Annotated in this window: 13 protein-coding genes; 2 read left to right on the top strand and 11 right to left on the bottom strand. The window is 71.5% G+C overall.

The window, feature by feature from the left end:
* Positions 1-145: 145 nt before the first annotated feature.
* Positions 146-1,045 (bottom strand): TIGR01777 family oxidoreductase, encoded by a 900-nt coding sequence (locus ACQP09_RS07440; RefSeq protein WP_433396928.1) that lies wholly within the window; start codon positions 1,043-1,045, stop codon positions 146-148.
* A 96-nt stretch (positions 1,046-1,141) separates the two neighbouring features.
* Here ACQP09_RS07440 and ACQP09_RS07435 point away from each other — a divergent pair, with 96 nt between their 5' ends.
* Entirely contained in the window at positions 1,142-1,723 is a 582-nt protein-coding gene (locus tag ACQP09_RS07435) for an N-acetyltransferase family protein (RefSeq protein WP_433396926.1), read from the top strand.
* A 26-nt stretch (positions 1,724-1,749) separates the two neighbouring features.
* On the opposite strand, the gene ACQP09_RS07430 is transcribed toward ACQP09_RS07435, so the two are convergent.
* From ACQP09_RS07430 to ACQP09_RS07395, 8 genes are all read right to left on the bottom strand, one after another.
* On the bottom strand, positions 1,750-2,271 hold the full coding sequence (locus ACQP09_RS07430) for a DUF4240 domain-containing protein (RefSeq protein WP_433406512.1): 522 nt from the start codon (positions 2,269-2,271) through the stop codon (positions 1,750-1,752).
* 62 nt (positions 2,272-2,333) lie between these two features.
* On the bottom strand, positions 2,334-3,323 hold the full coding sequence (locus ACQP09_RS07425) for a helix-turn-helix transcriptional regulator (protein ID WP_433396924.1): 990 nt from the start codon (positions 3,321-3,323) through the stop codon (positions 2,334-2,336).
* A gap of 139 nt (positions 3,324-3,462) precedes the next feature.
* Entirely contained in the window at positions 3,463-6,135 is a 2,673-nt protein-coding gene (aceE, locus tag ACQP09_RS07420; RefSeq protein ID WP_433396922.1) for a pyruvate dehydrogenase (acetyl-transferring), homodimeric type, read from the bottom strand.
* Positions 6,136-6,402: 267 nt separating this feature from the next.
* Positions 6,403-7,026 (bottom strand): GntR family transcriptional regulator, encoded by a 624-nt coding sequence (locus ACQP09_RS07415; protein WP_433396920.1) that lies wholly within the window; start codon positions 7,024-7,026, stop codon positions 6,403-6,405.
* 148 nt (positions 7,027-7,174) lie between these two features.
* On the bottom strand, positions 7,175-9,019 hold the full coding sequence (gene sucB / locus ACQP09_RS07410; RefSeq protein ID WP_433396918.1) for a 2-oxoglutarate dehydrogenase, E2 component, dihydrolipoamide succinyltransferase: 1,845 nt from the start codon (positions 9,017-9,019) through the stop codon (positions 7,175-7,177).
* A 62-nt stretch (positions 9,020-9,081) separates the two neighbouring features.
* Positions 9,082-10,470 carry a dihydrolipoyl dehydrogenase gene (gene lpdA, locus ACQP09_RS07405; protein WP_432148214.1) on the bottom strand — a complete coding sequence of 463 codons (1,389 nt, stop codon included), beginning with the start codon at positions 10,468-10,470 and terminating at the stop codon, positions 9,082-9,084.
* 332 nt (positions 10,471-10,802) lie between these two features.
* Positions 10,803-12,350, bottom strand: coding sequence for a leucyl aminopeptidase (locus ACQP09_RS07400; protein WP_433396916.1), 1,548 nt, complete (start codon positions 12,348-12,350; stop codon positions 10,803-10,805).
* Between the two features lie 221 nt (positions 12,351-12,571).
* Positions 12,572-13,354: an adenosylcobinamide-GDP ribazoletransferase gene (locus ACQP09_RS07395; protein ID WP_433396914.1), complete on the bottom strand. Its 783-nt coding sequence runs from the start codon at positions 13,352-13,354 to the stop codon at positions 12,572-12,574.
* A gap of 88 nt (positions 13,355-13,442) precedes the next feature.
* Between ACQP09_RS07395 and ACQP09_RS07390 the strand changes: the two genes are divergently transcribed.
* Entirely contained in the window at positions 13,443-14,207 is a 765-nt protein-coding gene (locus ACQP09_RS07390; RefSeq protein ID WP_433396912.1) for a hypothetical protein, read from the top strand.
* On the opposite strand, the gene ACQP09_RS07385 is transcribed toward ACQP09_RS07390, so the two are convergent.
* Both ACQP09_RS07385 and ACQP09_RS07380 read right to left on the bottom strand, forming a co-directional pair.
* Positions 14,147-14,878: a hypothetical protein gene (locus ACQP09_RS07385; protein ID WP_433396910.1), complete on the bottom strand. Its 732-nt coding sequence runs from the start codon at positions 14,876-14,878 to the stop codon at positions 14,147-14,149. The two genes, ACQP09_RS07390 and ACQP09_RS07385, sit on opposite strands and share 61 nt — an antisense overlap.
* Complete coding sequence (locus ACQP09_RS07380) at positions 14,875-16,659, bottom strand: phosphatidylglycerol lysyltransferase domain-containing protein (protein WP_433396908.1); 1,785 nt, start codon at positions 16,657-16,659, stop codon at positions 14,875-14,877. Before ACQP09_RS07380 ends, ACQP09_RS07385 begins: the two co-directional genes overlap by 4 nt.
* Positions 16,660-16,712: the final 53 nt, after the last annotated feature.

The raw sequence follows: 16,712 nt of genomic DNA, 5'->3' as shown, positions 1-16,712 counted from the left end.
CACCGAGGTTAGGAGGATGGCTGATAGTGGGTCAGACGCGCGTGGCCGGGGGCACCGGGGCACGGGGTCGCACACGCGGCCGCCGGGCGTCCCCTCGGTCGCGGAGCCGGCTCAGCGCGGCGCCGCGTGGAAAGCCGCGTCGCGCTTAGCGCAGGGCGGCGCGGATCGCCGCGTCGATGCCGGTGAACGCGAACGAGAAGCCGGAGTCGAGCAGCTGACCGGGGATCACGCGCTGACTGCCCAGCACATCGCCGGCGAACTCGCCGAGCGCGACCCGCAGCGCGGGCGCCGGGGCGGTGAACAGGGTCGGGCGGCGCAGGACGCGGCCCATCGCGGCGGTCACCTCGGCGTTGGTGACCGGGTCGGGACCGGTCAGGTTCACCGGGCCGGTCAGCGACTCGGTGTCCAGGATGTGGCGCAGCGCCGCGACCTCGTCGTGCAGCGCGATGAAGCTCCAGTACTGGCGGCCGTCGCCCATCCGCCCGCCGAGCCCCGCCTTGAACAGCGGGAACAGCCGCCCCCACGCCCCGCCCTCGCGGGCCACCACCAGTCCGGTACGGGCGTGCACCGTGCGGATGCCGCGCTCCTCGGCGGCGGCCGTCGCGGCCTCCCACTCCTCGCAGACGGAGGGCAGGAAGCCTTCTCCGGGCGGCGCGCTCTCGTCCACGGCCCGGTCGCCCGTATCGCCGTAGTAGCCGATGGCCGAGCCGGAGAGCAGCACCTTCGGCGGGGTGTCGAGCGAGGCGACGGCCTCGGCGATCGCGGCCGTGCCCAGCACCCGGCTCTCGCGGATCTCCCGCTTGTAGGCGTCGGTCCAGCGATGGTCGCCGACCCCGGCCCCGGCGAGGTGGACGACCGCGTCGCAGCCCACGAGCCCGGCCGCGTCCACATAACCGCGCTTGGGGTCCCACTCCACCTCATCACCGGACCGGGCGGGCCTTCGCACCAGGCGGGCCACCTCGTGCCCGTCGGCGCGCAGCGAGCGCACGAGCGCCGCTCCGATGAGTCCGGACGATCCAGTGACGGCGATACGGGAGGTCGGCATGGTGCCATCCTGCCCCAGGGATGGGGGGAAACACGGCACTGGATACGGGGGAAAACACCATGGAGTACGAAGAACCCGGCATGGGACAGTGACGTCATGTCCGCAACCACCACCCTCCACTCCGTCTCCGTCCGTCCCGCCCGGCCCGCCGACGAGGAAGCCCTCGGCGAGCTCGACCGCTCCACCTGGTCCACGCTGCACGCGGTGGTGCCGCGGCCCCGGCCGCCGTACGAGCCGTTCTTCGACGAGCGGCACCGGCCCGAGGACTTCCTGGTGGCCGAGGCCGCGACGATGGCCGAGTCCGATTCCGGGTCCGAGTCCGAGCCCGAGGCCGAGTCGGGGTCGGGGTCCGGCCGGACACGCATCGCCGGTTACATACGCCTGGTCCCGCCCACGCCTCTCGTCTGCAACGCCCATGTCCGCCAGATACAGGGCCTTGCCGTGGCGTCCTGGGCGCGCGGGGCCGGGGTCGGGCGGACCCTGCTGCGGGCCGCGTGCGCCGAGGCGCGGCGGCAGGGCGCCAACCGGATCACGCTGCGCGTGCTCGGGCACAACACCCCGGCCCGGGCGCTGTACGCCTCCGAGGGGTTCGCCGTGGAAGGGGTGCTGAGCGGGGAGTTCTTCCTGCACGGGCGCTATGTCGACGACGTGCTGATGGGCCGTTCGCTGGCACCCTGAGCAGTGGGGTCCAGCAGCTCGGCGGCTCAGCTGGGTGCGAAGCGGTCCCAGAGCTCCGGGTAGCGGGCGGCCAGCGCCTCCTCGTCCTCGAAGTCGACCGGGGAGCCCAGCGGCTCGGTGGGCTGCGGCGGGAGTCCCAGATCGGGCGCGACCACACCCGTGAGCTGTTCGTACGCCTCGTCGGCGGCGTAGCCCAGCTCCTCGCCGTCCCCGTCGATCTCCTCGTCGAAGTCGTCCAGCAGCTCCGCCAGATCGTCCGGGTCGTGCAGCGCACCCTCGAACACCTCCCGGCCCTGGCCGATCAGCCAGCACCGGAAGTAGTCGAAGGCGTCGTCGCTCGCACCGCCGAGCAGCACGGCGGCCGCACCCCACAGGTCCCAGCGATAGGCGCGGTTGTAGCGGGCCTCGAAGTGCCGGGCGAAGTCCAGCACGGAATCGGGGTCGAGCCGCACCAGCCGTTCCACGAGCAGATCGGCCTGCTCCTCGGGGTCGCCCTCGGCTCCCTCGCGGCTGCTGTCGATGAGCTCCCAGAATTCCGTCTCGTCCATCACGGGTCCAGCATCCAGCCTGCCGGGACCCCTCGCACGCCCAGACGGCGAAAAGAAGCCTTTCAGCGATACAGCTCGTCCAGGCGTTCGGCCGCCGCGGCGAACCGGCTCCGGAGCGACTCCGGCGCCACGACCTCCAACTCGGGACCCAGCGAAAGGAGCTGGCTGTATGCCACGTCCAGTGATTCCACGGGAAGGAGCACCGTGCGCCACCCGTCCGGGCCGGCGGGAGGGGCCTCGGAGAGGGCCGTAGCGGCGGCCGCCCGGTCGCCGGTGTACGCGAGCTGCCGCGCACCGCTCTCGGACACGCGTACGGTCACCTCGGTACGGAGGAGGGACCGGGCGAAGTCGGCGGCACGCTCCTCCCAGAACGCGGGCAGGTCGAAGCTCTCGTCCCGGTCGAAGCGCTCGTCGGCCGGCTCCACCGAGGTGAACCGGTCGATCCGGTAGACCCGGAAGTCGTCCCCGACCCTGGCGCAGAGGTACCAGACCCCGGCCTTGAGGACGAGCCCGTACGGAGCGAGCTCCCGCGCCACCTCCGTACCCTCGCGTCCGTGTCCCCGGCCTCCGCCCTTGCGGTAGCGGGCCCGAAGCAGGCGGTCGTCCCAGACGGCGTCGGCGACGGCGGGCAGGAGGTCGGGCGGCTCCGGCTCGTGGTACCAGGACGGGGCGTCCAGGTGGAAGCGCTGGGCGGCGGAGGCCGAGGCGTCACGCAAGGAGGGCAGCAGCGCGGCCGAGACCTTGAGGCGGGCGGCCGACGCCGCGTCCTCCAGGCCCATCTCGCGGAGCGCGGAGGGCAGGCCGGAGAGGAAGAGGGCCTCCGCCTCGTTGCGGGCGAGGCCGGTCAGCCGGGTGCGGTAGCCGCCGATGAGCCGGTAGCCGCCCGCCCGGCCGCGCTCGGCGTAGACCGGGACGCCGGCCTCGGAGAGCGCTTGGGCGTCACGGGTCACCGTGCGCTCCGACACCTCCAGCTCCGCCGCCAGTTCGGCGGCGGACATGACGGGACGGGACTGAAGAAGGAGGACCATCTTGATCAGCCGAGCAGCACGCATGAGCCCATTGTGGCGGCAGCGAGGCTCATGGGCCGCAACCCGGCCGACCGCGCCGAAACCCCCGGCCGCCGGGGCGGGCACGTTGTCGGACGCGCTCGCCCCGGTGAGCGGGGGTTTCGGATCGGTGCGGGAGCGGGGCTCAGAGGCCGTAGCGCTCCCGGGCCTCCTTGACCGCCGAGGCCGGGACCTCGCCGCGCTTGGCGAGCTGGGCCAGCGAGGCGACGACGATCGACTGCGCGTCGACGCCGAAGTGGCGGCGGGCCGCCTCGCGGGTGTCGGAGAGGCCGAAGCCGTCCGTGCCGAGCGAGGACCAGTCCTGCTCCACCCACTGGCTGATCTGGTCCGGCACCTGGCGCATCCAGTCGCTGACCGCCAGCACCGGGCCCGGCGCACCGGAGAGCGCCTGCGTCACGTACGGGACCTGCACCTCACCGCGGAGGAGCGCCTCGTCGGCCTCCAGCGCGTCGCGGCGCAGCTCGCCCCACGAGGTGGCGGACCAGACGTCGGCCGTGACACCCCAGTCGGCGGCCAGCAGCTCCTGGGCCTCCAGGGCCCAGTGGATCGCCGTGCCGGAGGCCAGCAGCTGCAGGCGCGGCGCGTCCGCCTTCGCGGGCGTGCCCTCCTTGAAGCGGTACAGGCCCTTGACGATGCCCTCCTCGACGCCCTCGGGCATCGCGGGCTGGGGCTTCGGCTCGTTGTAGACCGTCAGGTAGTAGAAGACGTCCTCGGCATCGGGGCCGTACATCCGGCGCAGACCGTCCTTGACGATCACCGCCACCTCGTACGCGAACGCCGGGTCGTAGTTGAGCGAGGCCGGGTTGGTGGCCGCGATCAGGTGCGAGTGGCCGTCCGCGTGCTGGAGGCCCTCACCCGTCAGCGTCGTACGGCCCGCGGTGGCACCGACGATGAAGCCCTTGCCGAGCTGGTCGGCGAGCTGCCACATCTGGTCGCCGGTCCGCTGCCAGCCGAACATCGAGTAGAAGATGTAGAACGGGATCATCGTCTCGCCGTGCGTCGCGTACGACGTGGCGGCGGCGATGAAGTCGGCCATGGCGCCGGCCTCGGTGATCCCCTCGTTGAGGATCTGGCCGTCCTTGGCCTCCTTGTAGTACATCAGCTGGTCACGGTCGACCGGCTCGTACGTCTGGCCCAGCGGCGAGTAGATACCGGCCGACGGGAACAGGGACTCCATCCCGAAGGTACGGGCCTCGTCCGGGACGATCGGCACCCAGCGTTTGCCGGTCTCCTTGTCCCGCATCAGGTCCTTCACCAGGCGGACGAAGGCCATGGTGGTGGCCATCTCCTGCTTGCCGGACCCCTTGTACAGCGCCTTGAACGCGCGCTCCTCGGGCTGCGGCAGCGGAGCGGAGGCGTGCATCCGGCGAGCCGGAGCCGGACCGCCGAGGGCCGCGCGGCGCTCCTGGAGGTAGCGGACCTCCGGCGAGTCGGCGCCGGGGTGGCCGTAGGGAACCAGGCCGTCCTCGAAGGCGCTGTCGGGGATCGGGAGGCCGAGCAGCTCGCGCATGCCCTTGAACTCGTCGATCGACAGCTTCTTCATCTGGTGGTTGGCGTTCTTGGACTCGAAGCCCTTGCCGAGCGTGTAGCCCTTGACCGTCTGGGCCAGGATCACGGTCGGCGCGCCCTTGTGCTCCACGGCCGCCTTGTACGCCGCGTACACCTTGCGGGCCTCGTGGCCGCCGCGCGAGGTGTAGAAACACTCGGCGATCTTCGCGTCGGTGAGCAGCTTCGCCAGCTCGACGAGAGCGGGCTCGGCACCGAAGAAGTGCTCGCGGATGTAGGCGACGTCACGGGTGGCGTACGTCTGGAACTGCGCGTCCGGGACCTCGCGCAGGCGGCGCAGCAGCGCGCCCGTGGTGTCCAGCTGGAACAGCTCGTCCCAGGCGTTGCCCCAGAGCGTCTTGACGACGTTCCAGCCGGCCCCGCGGAACTGCGCCTCCAGCTCCTGGACCACGCGGAAGTTGGCGCGGACCGGGCCGTCGAGGCGCTGCAGGTTGCAGTTGATGACGAAGGTCAGGTTGTCGAGCTGCTCACGGGCCGCGAGGGCCAGGGCGGCGGTCGACTCGGGCTCGTCCATCTCGCCGTCGCCCAGGAAGGCCCAGACGTGCGAGTTGGCGGTGTCCTTGATGTTGCGGTTGGTCAGATAGCGGTTGAAGCGCGCCTGGTAGATGGCCGAGAGCGGGCCGAGGCCCATCGACACGGTGGGGAACTCCCACAGCCAGGGCAGCCGCCGCGGGTGCGGGTAGGAGGGCAGGCCCTCGCCACCGGACTCCTGGCGGAAGTGGTCGAGCTGCTGCTCGCTGATCCGGCCGTCGAGGAAGGCGCGGGCGTAGATGCCGGGGGAGGCGTGGCCCTGGATGTAGAGCTGGTCGCCGGAGCCGTCCCCCTCCTTGCCGCGGAAGAAGTGGTTGAAGCCGGTCTCGTAGAGCCAGGCCGCCGAGGCGAAGGTGGCGATGTGGCCGCCCACCCCGTACCGGGCTCCCCGGGTCACCATCGCGGCCGCGTTCCAGCGGTTCCACGCGGTGATCTTCGACTCCATCTCCAGGTCGCCGTCGAACGCGGGCTCGGCGGCGGTCGGGATGGAGTTGACGTAATCGGTCTCCAGCAGCTTGGGCAGCGCGAGACCGGCGCCCTCGGCGTGCTGCAGCGAGCGGCGCATCAGGTACGCGGCGCGGTGCGGGCCGGCGGCCTGGGTGACGGCGTCCAGGGAGGCCGCCCATTCGGCGGTCTCCTCGGGGTCACGGTCCGGGAGCTGGTCGAGCTCGCTCGGAAGCTTTCCTACGGGGTCGGTCATGATCGCCGCCTTCCGGAGAGGAGGGGGGTGGAGAAGGCCCTATCTGGCAGGACAGAGCGATGGGGCCGGTGGGCCCGCGAAGTGAACTGTAAGGCGCTGATCGATGATCGATCAAAGGATTGAAGGCAAAACTTCTCGATACGAAGAAAAGTGGCATGGGGTGCCTCGAAAGGGGGCACGGAGTGACGCGAAATAGCGCGCAAATAGGGCGCTGACCTGCACGGAAGAGCAGGTCGCACGCCAGATGATCGGAGTCTGCCGGTCGGGTCAGGCGCGTGGTGCGCAGCCCAGCACATGGGCCTTCACCAAGGCGCCGATCTGCGGATCCCCGGCGAGGAACGCGTCGATGAGGGCCTGGTGCTCCTCGGCGTACGACTTCTGCACCGTGCCGAGCCAGCGGATGGAGAGGGCGGTGAACACCTCGATGCCGAGCCCCTCCCAGGTGTGCAGCAGCACCGCGTTCCCGGCGGCCCGGACCATCTCGCGGTGGAAGCCGACCGTGTGCCGGACCTGGGCCTCGCCGTCGGCCAGCCGGTCCGCCTCGTACAGCGCGGCCACATGCGGCTCCAGCGCCGAGCAGTCCCGGCCGAGCAGCGGGGCCGCCAGCTCGGCGGCGATCTGCTCCAGGCCGGCCCGTACCGGGTAGCTCTCCTCCAGGTCGGCGGCGGTGAGGTTGCGGACCCGGACTCCCTTGTTCGGGGCCGACTCGATCAGCCGGAGCGTCTCCAGCTCCCGCAGCGCCTCGCGTACGGGCGTCTGGCTCACCTCCAGCTCGGTGGCGATCCGGCGCTCCACGATCCGCTCGCCCGGCTTCCAGCGCCCGCTGACGATCCCCTCCACGATGTGCTCGCGGATCTGTTCGCGCAGCGAGTGGACGACGGGCGGGCTCATGTGGTGCTCCTTCAGGGCAGACCGGTGCTGCCTACATCATCACGGTGGCGGTGGGCCTCCCGGGCTGTTTAGACAATACGGCGGCGCCCCCGTCCGGAAGAGTTCCGGACGGGGGCGCCGCTGGTGAGGCTGGTTACAGCCGGAGCGTTCAGAGGCCGAGCTCGACCTCGAACTCACCGGCCTCCAGGATCGCCTTGACCGACGTCAGGTAGCGGGCGGCGTCCGCGCCGTCCACCAGACGGTGGTCGTAGGAGAGCGCGAGGTACGTCATGTCGCGCACCGCGATGGTCTCGCCGAGGTCCGGGTGGTCGATGACCACCGGGCGGCGGACCGTGGCGCCGATGCCCAGGATGGCTGCCTGGTTCGGCGGCACGATGACGGTGTCGAACAGCGCACCGCGCGAACCGGTGTTGCTGATGGTGAAGGTGGCACCGGACATGTCGTCCGGGGTCAGGCCGCCACCGCGGGCCTTGCCGGCCAGCTCGGCGGTCTTCTTCGAGATGCCGGCGAGGTTCAGGTCGCCCGCACCCTTGATGACCGGGGTCATCAGGCCCTTCTCCGCGTCCACGGCGATGCCGATGTTCTCCGCGTCGAAGTACGTGATGGTGCCCTCGTCCTCGTTGATCCGGGCGTTGATGACCGGGTGGGCCTTCAGCGCCTGGGCCGCCGCCTTCACGAAGAACGGCATCGGGGACAGCTTGACGCCCTCACGGGCGGCGAACGCGGCCTTCGCCTGGTTGCGCAGCTTCATCAGCTTCGTGATGTCGACCTCGACGACCGAGGTCAGCTGGGCCTGCGAGTGCAGCGCCTTCATCATGTTGTCGCCGATGACCTTGCGCATGCGGGTCATCTTGACCGTCTGACCGCGCAGCGGGGAGGCCTCCAGCTTCGGCGCCTTGGCGGCGGCCGGAGCAGCGGGGGCAGCCGGGGCAGCGGCGGCGGCCTTGGCGGCCTCCGCGGCGGCGACGACGTCCTGCTTGCGGATACGGCCACCGACGCCGGTGCCCTTGACCGAGCCCAGGTCCACGTTGTTCTCGGACGCGAGCTTGCGGACCAGCGGCGTGACGTAGGCGCCGTCGTCACCGGAGGGCGCGGCCGGGGTGGCGGCCGGTGCCGGGGCGGCGGGGGCGGGCTGCGCCGGGGCGGCCGGAGCGGGAGCGGGGGCCGCGGGGGCCTCCTGCTTCGGAGCCTCAGCCTTGGGAGCCTCCTGCTTCGGCGCCTCGGCCTTGGGGGCCTCGGCCTTCGGAGCCTCCTCCTGCTTCGGAGCCTCCTCCTGCTTCGGAGCCTCCTCCTGCTTCGGCGCCTCGGCCTTCGGTGCCTCGGCCTTCGGGGCCTCCTGCTTCGGGGCGGCGCCCGGAGCACCGATGACGGCGAGCTTGGCGCCGACCTCGGCGGTCTCGTCCTCGCCGACCACGATCTCCAGCAGCACACCGGCGACCGGGGCGGGGATCTCGGTGTCGACCTTGTCCGTGGAGACCTCAAGGAGGGGCTCGTCCTCCGCGACCTCCTCGCCGACCTCCTTCAGCCAGCGGGTGACGGTGCCTTCGGTGACGCTCTCGCCGAGCGCCGGAAGGGTGACGTCGGTGCCCTCGGCGGACGAACCGCCGGTGGCCGCCTCGGCGGTCGGGGCCTCGGCCGGAGCCTCGGTCTCGGTCGACGGGGCGGTGGGCGCCTCTTCGGCGGCCGGGGCCGGGGTGGCGGCCGGCTCGGTGGACTCGGCCTCAGCCGGAGCCTCGTCCTCGGCCGGAGCGCCGGAGCCGTCGTCGATGACGGCCAGCTCGGCGCCGACCTCGACGGTCTCGTCCTCGGCGACCTTGATGGAGGTCAGAACACCGGACGCGGGGGCCGGGATCTCGGTGTCGACCTTGTCGGTCGAGACCTCGAGCAACGGCTCGTCGGCCTCGACGCGCTCGCCCTCGGCCTTCAGCCAACGGGTGACGGTGCCTTCGGTGACGCTCTCGCCGAGCGCCGGAAGGGTTACGGAAACCGACATGGTTTCAGTTGCTCCTTACGAAAATGCGGAAGTGATCGGTCGTCGCGCCCGGAACGGGGGGATCAGTCGTGGGCGTGGAGGGGCTTGCCCGCCAGCGCCAGGTGAGCCTCGCCCATCGCCTCGTTCTGCGTCGGGTGGGCGTGGATGAGCTGGGCGACCTCGGCGGGCAGCGCCTCCCAGTTGTAGATCAGCTGGGCTTCGCCGACCTGCTCGCCCATGCGGTCGCCCACCATGTGGACGCCGACCACGGCACCGTCCTTGACCTGGACGAGCTTGATCTCGCCCGCGGTCTTCAGGATCTTGCTCTTGCCGTTGCCCGCCAGGTTGTACTTGAGGGCGACGACCTTGTCCGCACCGTAGATCTCCTTGGCCTTGGCCTCGGTGATACCCACGGAGGCGACCTCGGGGTGGCAGTACGTCACCCGGGGCACACCGTCGTAGTCGATCGGGACGGTCTTCAGACCGGCGAGCCGCTCCGCCACCAGGATGCCCTCGGCGAAGCCGACGTGGGCGAGCTGGAGGGTCGGGACGAGGTCGCCCACGGCCGAGACCGTCGGGACGTTGGTCTGCATGTACTCGTCGACCAGGACATAGCCGCGGTCCATCGCGACGCCCTGCTCCTCGTAGCCGAGGCCCTGCGAGACCGGGCCGCGGCCGATGGCCACGAGCAGGATCTCCGCCTCGAAGGTCTTGCCGTCGGCGAGGGTGACGCGGACGCCGTCCTGCGTGTACTCGGCCTTCTCGAAGAACGTACCGAGGTTGAACTTGATGCCGCGCTTGCGGAACGCGCGCTCAAGAAGCTTCGAGCTGTTCTCGTCCTCGACCGGGACGAGGTGCTTCAGGCCCTCGACAACGGTGACCTCGGTGCCGAAGGACTTCCACGCCGAGGCGAACTCGACGCCGATGACGCCGCCGCCCAGCACGATCGCCGACTTCGGGACGCGGTCCATCTTCAGCGCGTGGTCCGAGGAGATGATCCGGTCGCCGTCGATCTCCAGGCCCGGCAGCGACTTCGGCACGGAGCCGGTCGCCAGCAGCACGTGGCGGCCCTGGACGCGCTGGCCGTTCACATCCACCGAGGTGGGGGAGGAGAGCTTGCCCTCGCCCTCGATGTAGTGGACCTTGCGCGAGGCGATGAGACCCTGGAGACCCTTGTACAGGCCCGAGATCACATCGTCCTTGTACTTGTTGACGGCCTCCATGTCGATGCCCTCGAAGGTGGCCTTCACGCCGAACTGGGCCGACTCGCGGGCCTGGTCCGCGATCTCGCCCGCGTGCAGCAGCGCCTTCGTGGGGATGCAGCCGTTGTGCAGGCAGGTGCCGCCGACCTTGCCCTTCTCGATCAGGGCGACGTCCAGGCCCAGCTGCGCTCCGCGCAGGGCCGCGGCGTACCCGCCACTGCCACCGCCGAGGATCACTAGGTCGAAAACGGTGCTGGCGTCGTTCGCCACGTCACGTCCTCCATGCATGTGCGCCGTACGCCGGGCCCCGTCGCTGGGGTGTGACCGGCCGGTCGGCTGGTGTTCGGCCGCTTTTGTCTTCGGCCCTGTGGTGGGGGCCCTGTCCTGCCGAGAACCCATCTTCGCACTTGTCGACGGCGGGCGGGACGCGGGGCCCGGGTCCGGGACGGATGATCGTCCGTTCCGGAGGGTTACTGCTGCGTAGATACCTACGGATTCCGCTGCTGTTCGTCGAGAGCGAAACCCTGTCTCCTTCTGACCGGTTCCGCCCGGACAACACGTACGGCCCCGGACCTATGCCCGGGGCCGTACGCATCGGTCACTCAGCCCAGGTCGCCGTCGGCGGTCCGCTCGGCGAGCCGCACCAGGGTGCGGACGGCGGAGCCGGTGCCGCCCTTGGGCGTGTAGCCGTACGGAGCGCCTTCGTGGAAGGCCGGGCCCGCGATGTCCAGGTGCGCCCAGGCGATGCCCTCGCCCACGAACTCCTTGAGGAACAGGCCGGCCACCAGGCCGCCGCCCATCCGCTCGCCCATGTTGGCGATGTCGGCGGTCGGGGAGTCCATGCCCTTGCGGAGGTCGGCGGGGAGCGGCATCGGCCAGGAGGCCTCGCCGACCTCCTCGGCGATCTCGTGGATCGACGTACGGAAGGCGTCGTCGTTGGCCATGATCCCGAAGGTGCGGTTGCCGAGCGCCAGCACCATCGCGCCGGTCAGGGTCGCCACGTCGACGATCGCGTCCGGCTTCTCCTCCGAGGCGCGGGTCAGCGCGTCACCCAGGACGAGCCGGCCCTCGGCGTCGGTGTTGAGGACCTCGACGGTCTTGCCGCTGTACATCCGCAGCACGTCACCGGGGCGGGTGGCGTTGCCGGACGGCATGTTCTCGGCGAGCGCCAGCCAGCCGGTCACGTTGACCTTGAGGCCGAGGCGGGCGGCCGTGACGACGGCGGCGAACACGGCGGCGGCACCGCTCATGTCGCACTTCATCGTCTCGTTGTGGCCGGCCGGCTTGAGCGAGATGCCGCCCGAGTCGTAGGTGATGCCCTTGCCGACGAGGGCCAGGGTCTTCTCCGCCTTCGGGTGGGTGTAGGCGAGCTTCACCAGGCGCGGGCCGTTCGCGGAGCCCTGGCCGACGCCGAGGATGCCGCCGAAGCCGCCCTTGACGAGAGCCTTCTCGTCGAGCACCTGGACCTTGATGCCGTGCTCCTTGCCGGCGGCGGTGGCCACGGCGGCGAAGGACTCGGGGTAGAGGTCGTTGGGCGGGGTGTTGATCAGGTCGCGGGCGCGGTTGATCTCCTCGGCCAGCGCGAGGGCGCGCTCGACGGCCGCCTTGTACGCCTTGTCGCGCGGCTTGGTGCCGACCAGGGTGATCTCGGCGAGCGGGAGCTTCGGGCCGCTGTCCTTGGACTTGGCGTCCTTGGGCGCGAGCTTGTTCTCGCCGCCCTGGTAGGCGGTGAAGGCGTACGCGCCGAGCAGGGCGCCCTCGGCGACGGCCGCGGCGTCCTCGACGGAGCCGGCGGGCAGCGCGAAGCCGGCCTTCTTGAAGCCGGAGAGCGCACGGGCGGCGGTGCCGGCGGCGCGGCGCAGCGCCTCCGCGTCGTACGCGTCCTCCTTGTCCGGGACCGGACCGAGGCCGACCGCGATGACGACCGGGACCTTGAGGCCGGACGGCGCGGGCAGCTTGGTCAGTTCGCCCTCGGCACCCACGGCCCCCAGGGTCGCGAGAACGGAGGCGAGCTTTCCGTCGAACGCCTTGTCCACGGCCTCGGCGCCCGGCGCCAGGAGCGGCCCCTTGGCGGTCTTCGCGACGCCGACGACGAGTGCGTCGGCGCGCAGCGTCGCCGCACCGGCAGTGCTGAGAGTGAGAGCAGTCACGGTGGTGAAATCTCGCTTCCGTTGAGTTCCAGTTCGGTCGAGGGGTGGGCCGACCGTGCCCGGCGCATCGTAGACGCCTCCGCAATGTGCCGGGATCGAGCCTACGCGCGTCGTTCGCCGGGGGATGCGGCGGCGGGCCGTTCCCGACCGTACGCAGGCCCGTCCCGCAGGCGTACGTGAAGGAGGGCGGCCCCCGCTCAAGGGCCGAGTCAAGGGCCGGGTCAAGGGCCGAGCGCCAGCACCACCAGCGCCGCCGTGGCCGCCGCCTCCGCCACCCCGCCGAACACGTCCCCGGTCACCCCGCCGAACCGCGTGACGCAGTGGCGCAGCAGGAGTTCGGCGGCGGCCAGGGCCCCGAGCACCGCGAGCGCGTGGTGCAGCGCCCCGTACGGCCCGAACACCGCACCGGCCGCCGCGCACAGACCCACCGTCACCGCCGCCACCAGCACCGCCCGCCCCACCGGGACCGTCGCCGCCACCACCGCGCCGAGCCCCTCCGGCCGGGCCGCCGGGACGCCCTGGCGGGACGCCAGGGTCAGCGCGAGCCGGGCCGCGACGGCCGCCACGACGGCCCCGAGCGCCCCGTGCGCCCACCCCTGCCCGTACAGCTCGAAGACCACCGCGACCTGCGCCAGCAGCACCAGCAGCAACGTGATGACACCGAACGGCCCAATGTCCGACTGCTTCATGATCCGCAGCGCGTCCCCGGCCGGTTTCCCGCTGCCGAGGCCGTCCGCCGTGTCCGCGAGGCCGTCCAGGTGCAGCCCCCGGGTCAGTGCGGCCGGCACCGCGACGGAGGCGACCGCCGCGAGCAGCGGACCGGACCCGGCCAGCAGCGACAGCGCGCCGAGCGCCGCGGCGAGCAGCCCGACGACGAGCCCGGCGAGCGGGGCGCAGAGCATGCCGGTCCGGGCGGTCGCGCGGTCCCAGCGGGTCACGGAGACGGGCAGCACGGTGAGGGTGCCGAAGGCGAAACGCAGCCCGTGGCTGTTCAGGGAGGTCACCGCGGGCAGGTTAGCCGCTCTCGCGCACGGATAGATTGGTCAGAACGTCAGAAAAGCCGCAGAACTGGGTGTATCGGGAGCGGGTGGCATGGGTAACTGGTGGCACACCAACATCGCCGAACCGGGCAAGCTCCCGCTGCTCCTCGCGCTGGCCGCCTTCGTCCTCACCTTCGCGATCACCCGCACGATCACGCGGATGATCCGCGCCGGGAAGGGCCCGTTCCGCAACATCACGCCGGGCGGGATCCACATCCACCACGTGGTGCCCGGCGTCGTGCTGACGGTGGTCGGCGGCTTCGGCGCGGTGGCGGCGGGACGGCACGGGGTGGCCGCCGGGATCTGCGCGGTGATCTTCGGGGTCGGGGCCGGACTGGTGCTGGACGAGTTCGCGCTGATCCTGCATCTGGACGACGTGTACTGGACCGAGGAGGGCCGCCAGAGCGTCGAGGTGGTCGTGCTGACCGCCTCACTGGTGGCGCTGGTCCTGGCGGGGTTCTCGCCGCTCGGCGTGGACGACGTGACCGACGAGGAGCAGCAGAGCAGGCTCGGCGTCATCACCTCGTACGCGGTCAACTTCTGCTTCGTCCTGATCGCGCTGTTCAAGGGCAAGACCCGGATGGCGGTGCTCGGCACGCTCGTCCCGTTCGTCGCGCTGGTCGGCGCGCTCCGCCTCGCCCGTCCCACCTCGCCGTGGGCCAAGCGGTTCTACCGCCACCGCCATCGGGCCCGCTCCAAGGCGGTGCTGCGCGCCTACCACCACGATGTGCGGTGGGTGGGGCCGCGCCGGAAGTTTCAGGACCTCATCGGCGGCACCCCGGACCGGGTCCCGCTGCCGCCCGCCCGCAAGCCCTGACCCGGGCCCTCCCGCCGCCGCCCGAGCCACTCCCGTACGGCACAGATCACCAGGACCGCGGCGATGGAGGCCAGATGTTCCCGGCCCGCCAGGTTGTCCTTCACCAGGACCTCCACCACCATCGCGAGGACCACCAGCGCCCCGGTGAACCAGGCCCGGTAGGCGTGGCAGACGTACACCGCGAGCCCCACCACCGCGGCCGACGGCCCGGTGTCCACCACCTGCGCGTCCGAGGCCGGCAGCCCCAGGAACGCGTCCGGGCCGAGCGCGATGCCGACCCGGGCGTACAGCGTCCCGGCCAGCGTGGCCACGTACGCGATCGCGAGCGTCCGCCACCGCCCCAGGCACACCTCCGCGATGCCGAACACCAGCAGGATCTGCGCCAGCGCGCCCCAGACCGGCAGGTCGAGGGCGGGGACGAACAACGACAAGGGTGTACGCAGGAGAGCCGGCCAGAGGGGGTCCTCGGCCCGCACCGCGCCCAGCTCCTGCACCGGCCCGTAGCCCCACGGCTGGTTCTGGATCAGCTGCACGGTCGCGGTCAGCGCCACCGCCGTCAACGTCAGCGCGAGCGCCCGCACTCCGTGGTCGTGCAGCCCCGTCCGTACGGTGGTGACGAGCGGGCCCCACTCGCGCAGCGCGGCCCGGCGCAGCGCCGGGAAGCGGCTCATCTATGCGCGCCGAGACGCGCGCGGTGCAGCCACTTCGGCAGCCCCGGCGCTTCCAGGAACCCTTCGGCGCGGCCCGCCGCGATGGAGATGCGCGCCAGGTCGGCGCTCTTCTCGAACAGCATGAAACGCGGCTCCCAGATCGGTCGGTACTTGGCGTTGGCCCGGTAGAGCGACTCGATCTGCCACCAGCGCGAGAAGAAGCTCAGCAGCGCACGCCACAGCCTCAGCACCGGTCCCGCGCCGAGCCGCGATCCCCTCTCGAAGACGGACCGGAACATGGCGAAGTTGAGCGAGACCTGCGTGATCCCGATCTCGCCGGAGCGTTGGAGGAGCTGGATCACCATGAACTCCATGAGGCCGTTCTCCGCCTCGCGGTCGCGGCGCATCAGGTCCAGCGAGAGGCCGTGCGGGCCCCAGGGGACGAAGCTGAGGAGCGCGCGGAGTTCGCCGCTCCCGCCGCCGTCCTCACTCGCGTTCCGGCACTCCAGCATCACGCACTGCCCGTCCGCCGGGTCGCCGAGGCGGCCGAGCGCCATGGAGAAGCCGCGCTCGGTCTCGCCGTCGCGCCACGCGTCCGCGCGCCGGACCAGCTCGGCCATCTCGGCCTCCGGGATGTCCGCGTGGCGCCGGATGGTGACCTCGTAACCGGCGCGCTTGACCCGGTTGTAGGCCTGGCGCACGCCGCGCATCGCCCGTCCGTCGAGCGTGAACTCCGCCGTCTCCACGATCGCCTCGTCACCCAGCTCCAGCGCGTCCATCCCGTGCCGGGCGTAGACCGTGCCGGCCTCCTCGCTCGCGCCCATCACGGCCGGGATCCAGCCGTGCTCGCGGGCCTCGGCGAGCCACGGTTCGATCGCGCCGGGCCAGGCCTCCGGGTCGCCGATCGGGTCGCCGGAGGCCAGCGAGACGCCGCCGACGACCCGGTGGACCACGGCGGCCTTGCCGGTCGGCGACCAGACGGCGCTCTTCTCCCGGCGCAGCGAGAAATACCCGAGCGAGTCCCGGTCGCCGTGCTGGTCCAGCAGCGCGCGCAGCTTCGCCTCGTCCTCGGCGGTGAGCGGGTCGACGGCGCGGCGGGAGCGGAACGCGGCGTAGACGACGGCGATCAGGAGCAGCGTCGAGAGGACGTTGATGACGACGTTGACCCAGCCGGGGGTGGTGATCCCGGGGAAGCGCGAGTCGTCGGCGGCCACGGAGACCAGCCGCAGCGCGCCGTAGCGCCAGCGGTCGAGGAAGGTGGAGCGGTAGTCGTCGTGTGCGGTGTTGGTGACCGTGACCAGGGCTGTCGCGATCAGTGAGGTGACCAGCAGCCCCACCACGGCGACCAGGGCCGCCAGCTTCGGGTTGGAGCGGTCGCCCTTGGCGTAGAACTCCCGCCGCCCCAGCACCAGCGCCACGACGAAGGCGGCCGTCAGCGCCAGCGAGATCCAGTTCTGGGCGTGCTGCCGGATCTCCGCGAAGAAGAACGCGAGGACCAGCGCCAGGAGGACGAGCCCGCCGAGGACCATGTTCACGATCCAGGCGGCCCGCTTGCGGCGGCGCATCGTGACCGCCAGGAAGAGCGCGATCACGCCGGAGGAGAACCCGGCGGTGAGCAGGTACGGCGTGAAGTAGTTCTCGGTGTTGTGGCGGCGCAGGTCCTGGCCGAGGGTGACCCAGACGGCGCTCAGGAAATTGATGAACGAGACGACGCGCAGGTACCAGATGGCGAACGCCGCGCTCCGCCGGGACCGGACGGTACTGCGCCGGGCTGCCTCTTCGGCCGATCGAACCTCTCCCATAGGAGTGGATCATATGGCGCATTACGGACATGGGGGCGGTGAAAGTCGCTCAC

The organism is Streptomyces sp. CA-146814 (assembly GCF_050942385.1).
Classification (GTDB): Bacteria; Actinomycetota; Actinomycetes; order Streptomycetales; family Streptomycetaceae; genus Streptomyces.
This window is presented reverse-complemented; position numbering and strand designations above follow the sequence as displayed.

Bases quoted from the DNA above. Each gene is read 5' to 3' on its own strand.
- aceE (WP_433396922.1), bottom strand. From the start codon at position 6,135: ATGACCGACCCCGTAGGAAAGCTTCCGAGCGAGCTCGACCAGCTCCCG.
- ACQP09_RS07425 (WP_433396924.1), bottom strand. From the start codon at position 3,323: ATGCGTGCTGCTCGGCTGATCAAGATGGTCCTCCTTCTTCAGTCCCGT.
- ACQP09_RS07440 (WP_433396928.1), bottom strand. From the start codon at position 1,045: ATGCCGACCTCCCGTATCGCCGTCACTGGATCGTCCGGACTCATCGGA.
- ACQP09_RS07430 (WP_433406512.1), bottom strand. From the start codon at position 2,271: ATGGACGAGACGGAATTCTGGGAGCTCATCGACAGCAGCCGCGAGGGA.
- ACQP09_RS07415 (WP_433396920.1), bottom strand. From the start codon at position 7,026: ATGAGCCCGCCCGTCGTCCACTCGCTGCGCGAACAGATCCGCGAGCAC.
- ACQP09_RS07385 (WP_433396910.1), bottom strand. From the start codon at position 14,878: ATGAGCCGCTTCCCGGCGCTGCGCCGGGCCGCGCTGCGCGAGTGGGGC.
- sucB (WP_433396918.1), bottom strand. From the start codon at position 9,019: ATGTCGGTTTCCGTAACCCTTCCGGCGCTCGGCGAGAGCGTCACCGAA.
- ACQP09_RS07390 (WP_433396912.1), top strand. From the start codon at position 13,443: ATGGGTAACTGGTGGCACACCAACATCGCCGAACCGGGCAAGCTCCCG.
- ACQP09_RS07435 (WP_433396926.1), top strand. From the start codon at position 1,142: ATGTCCGCAACCACCACCCTCCACTCCGTCTCCGTCCGTCCCGCCCGG.
- ACQP09_RS07380 (WP_433396908.1), bottom strand. From the start codon at position 16,659: ATGGGAGAGGTTCGATCGGCCGAAGAGGCAGCCCGGCGCAGTACCGTC.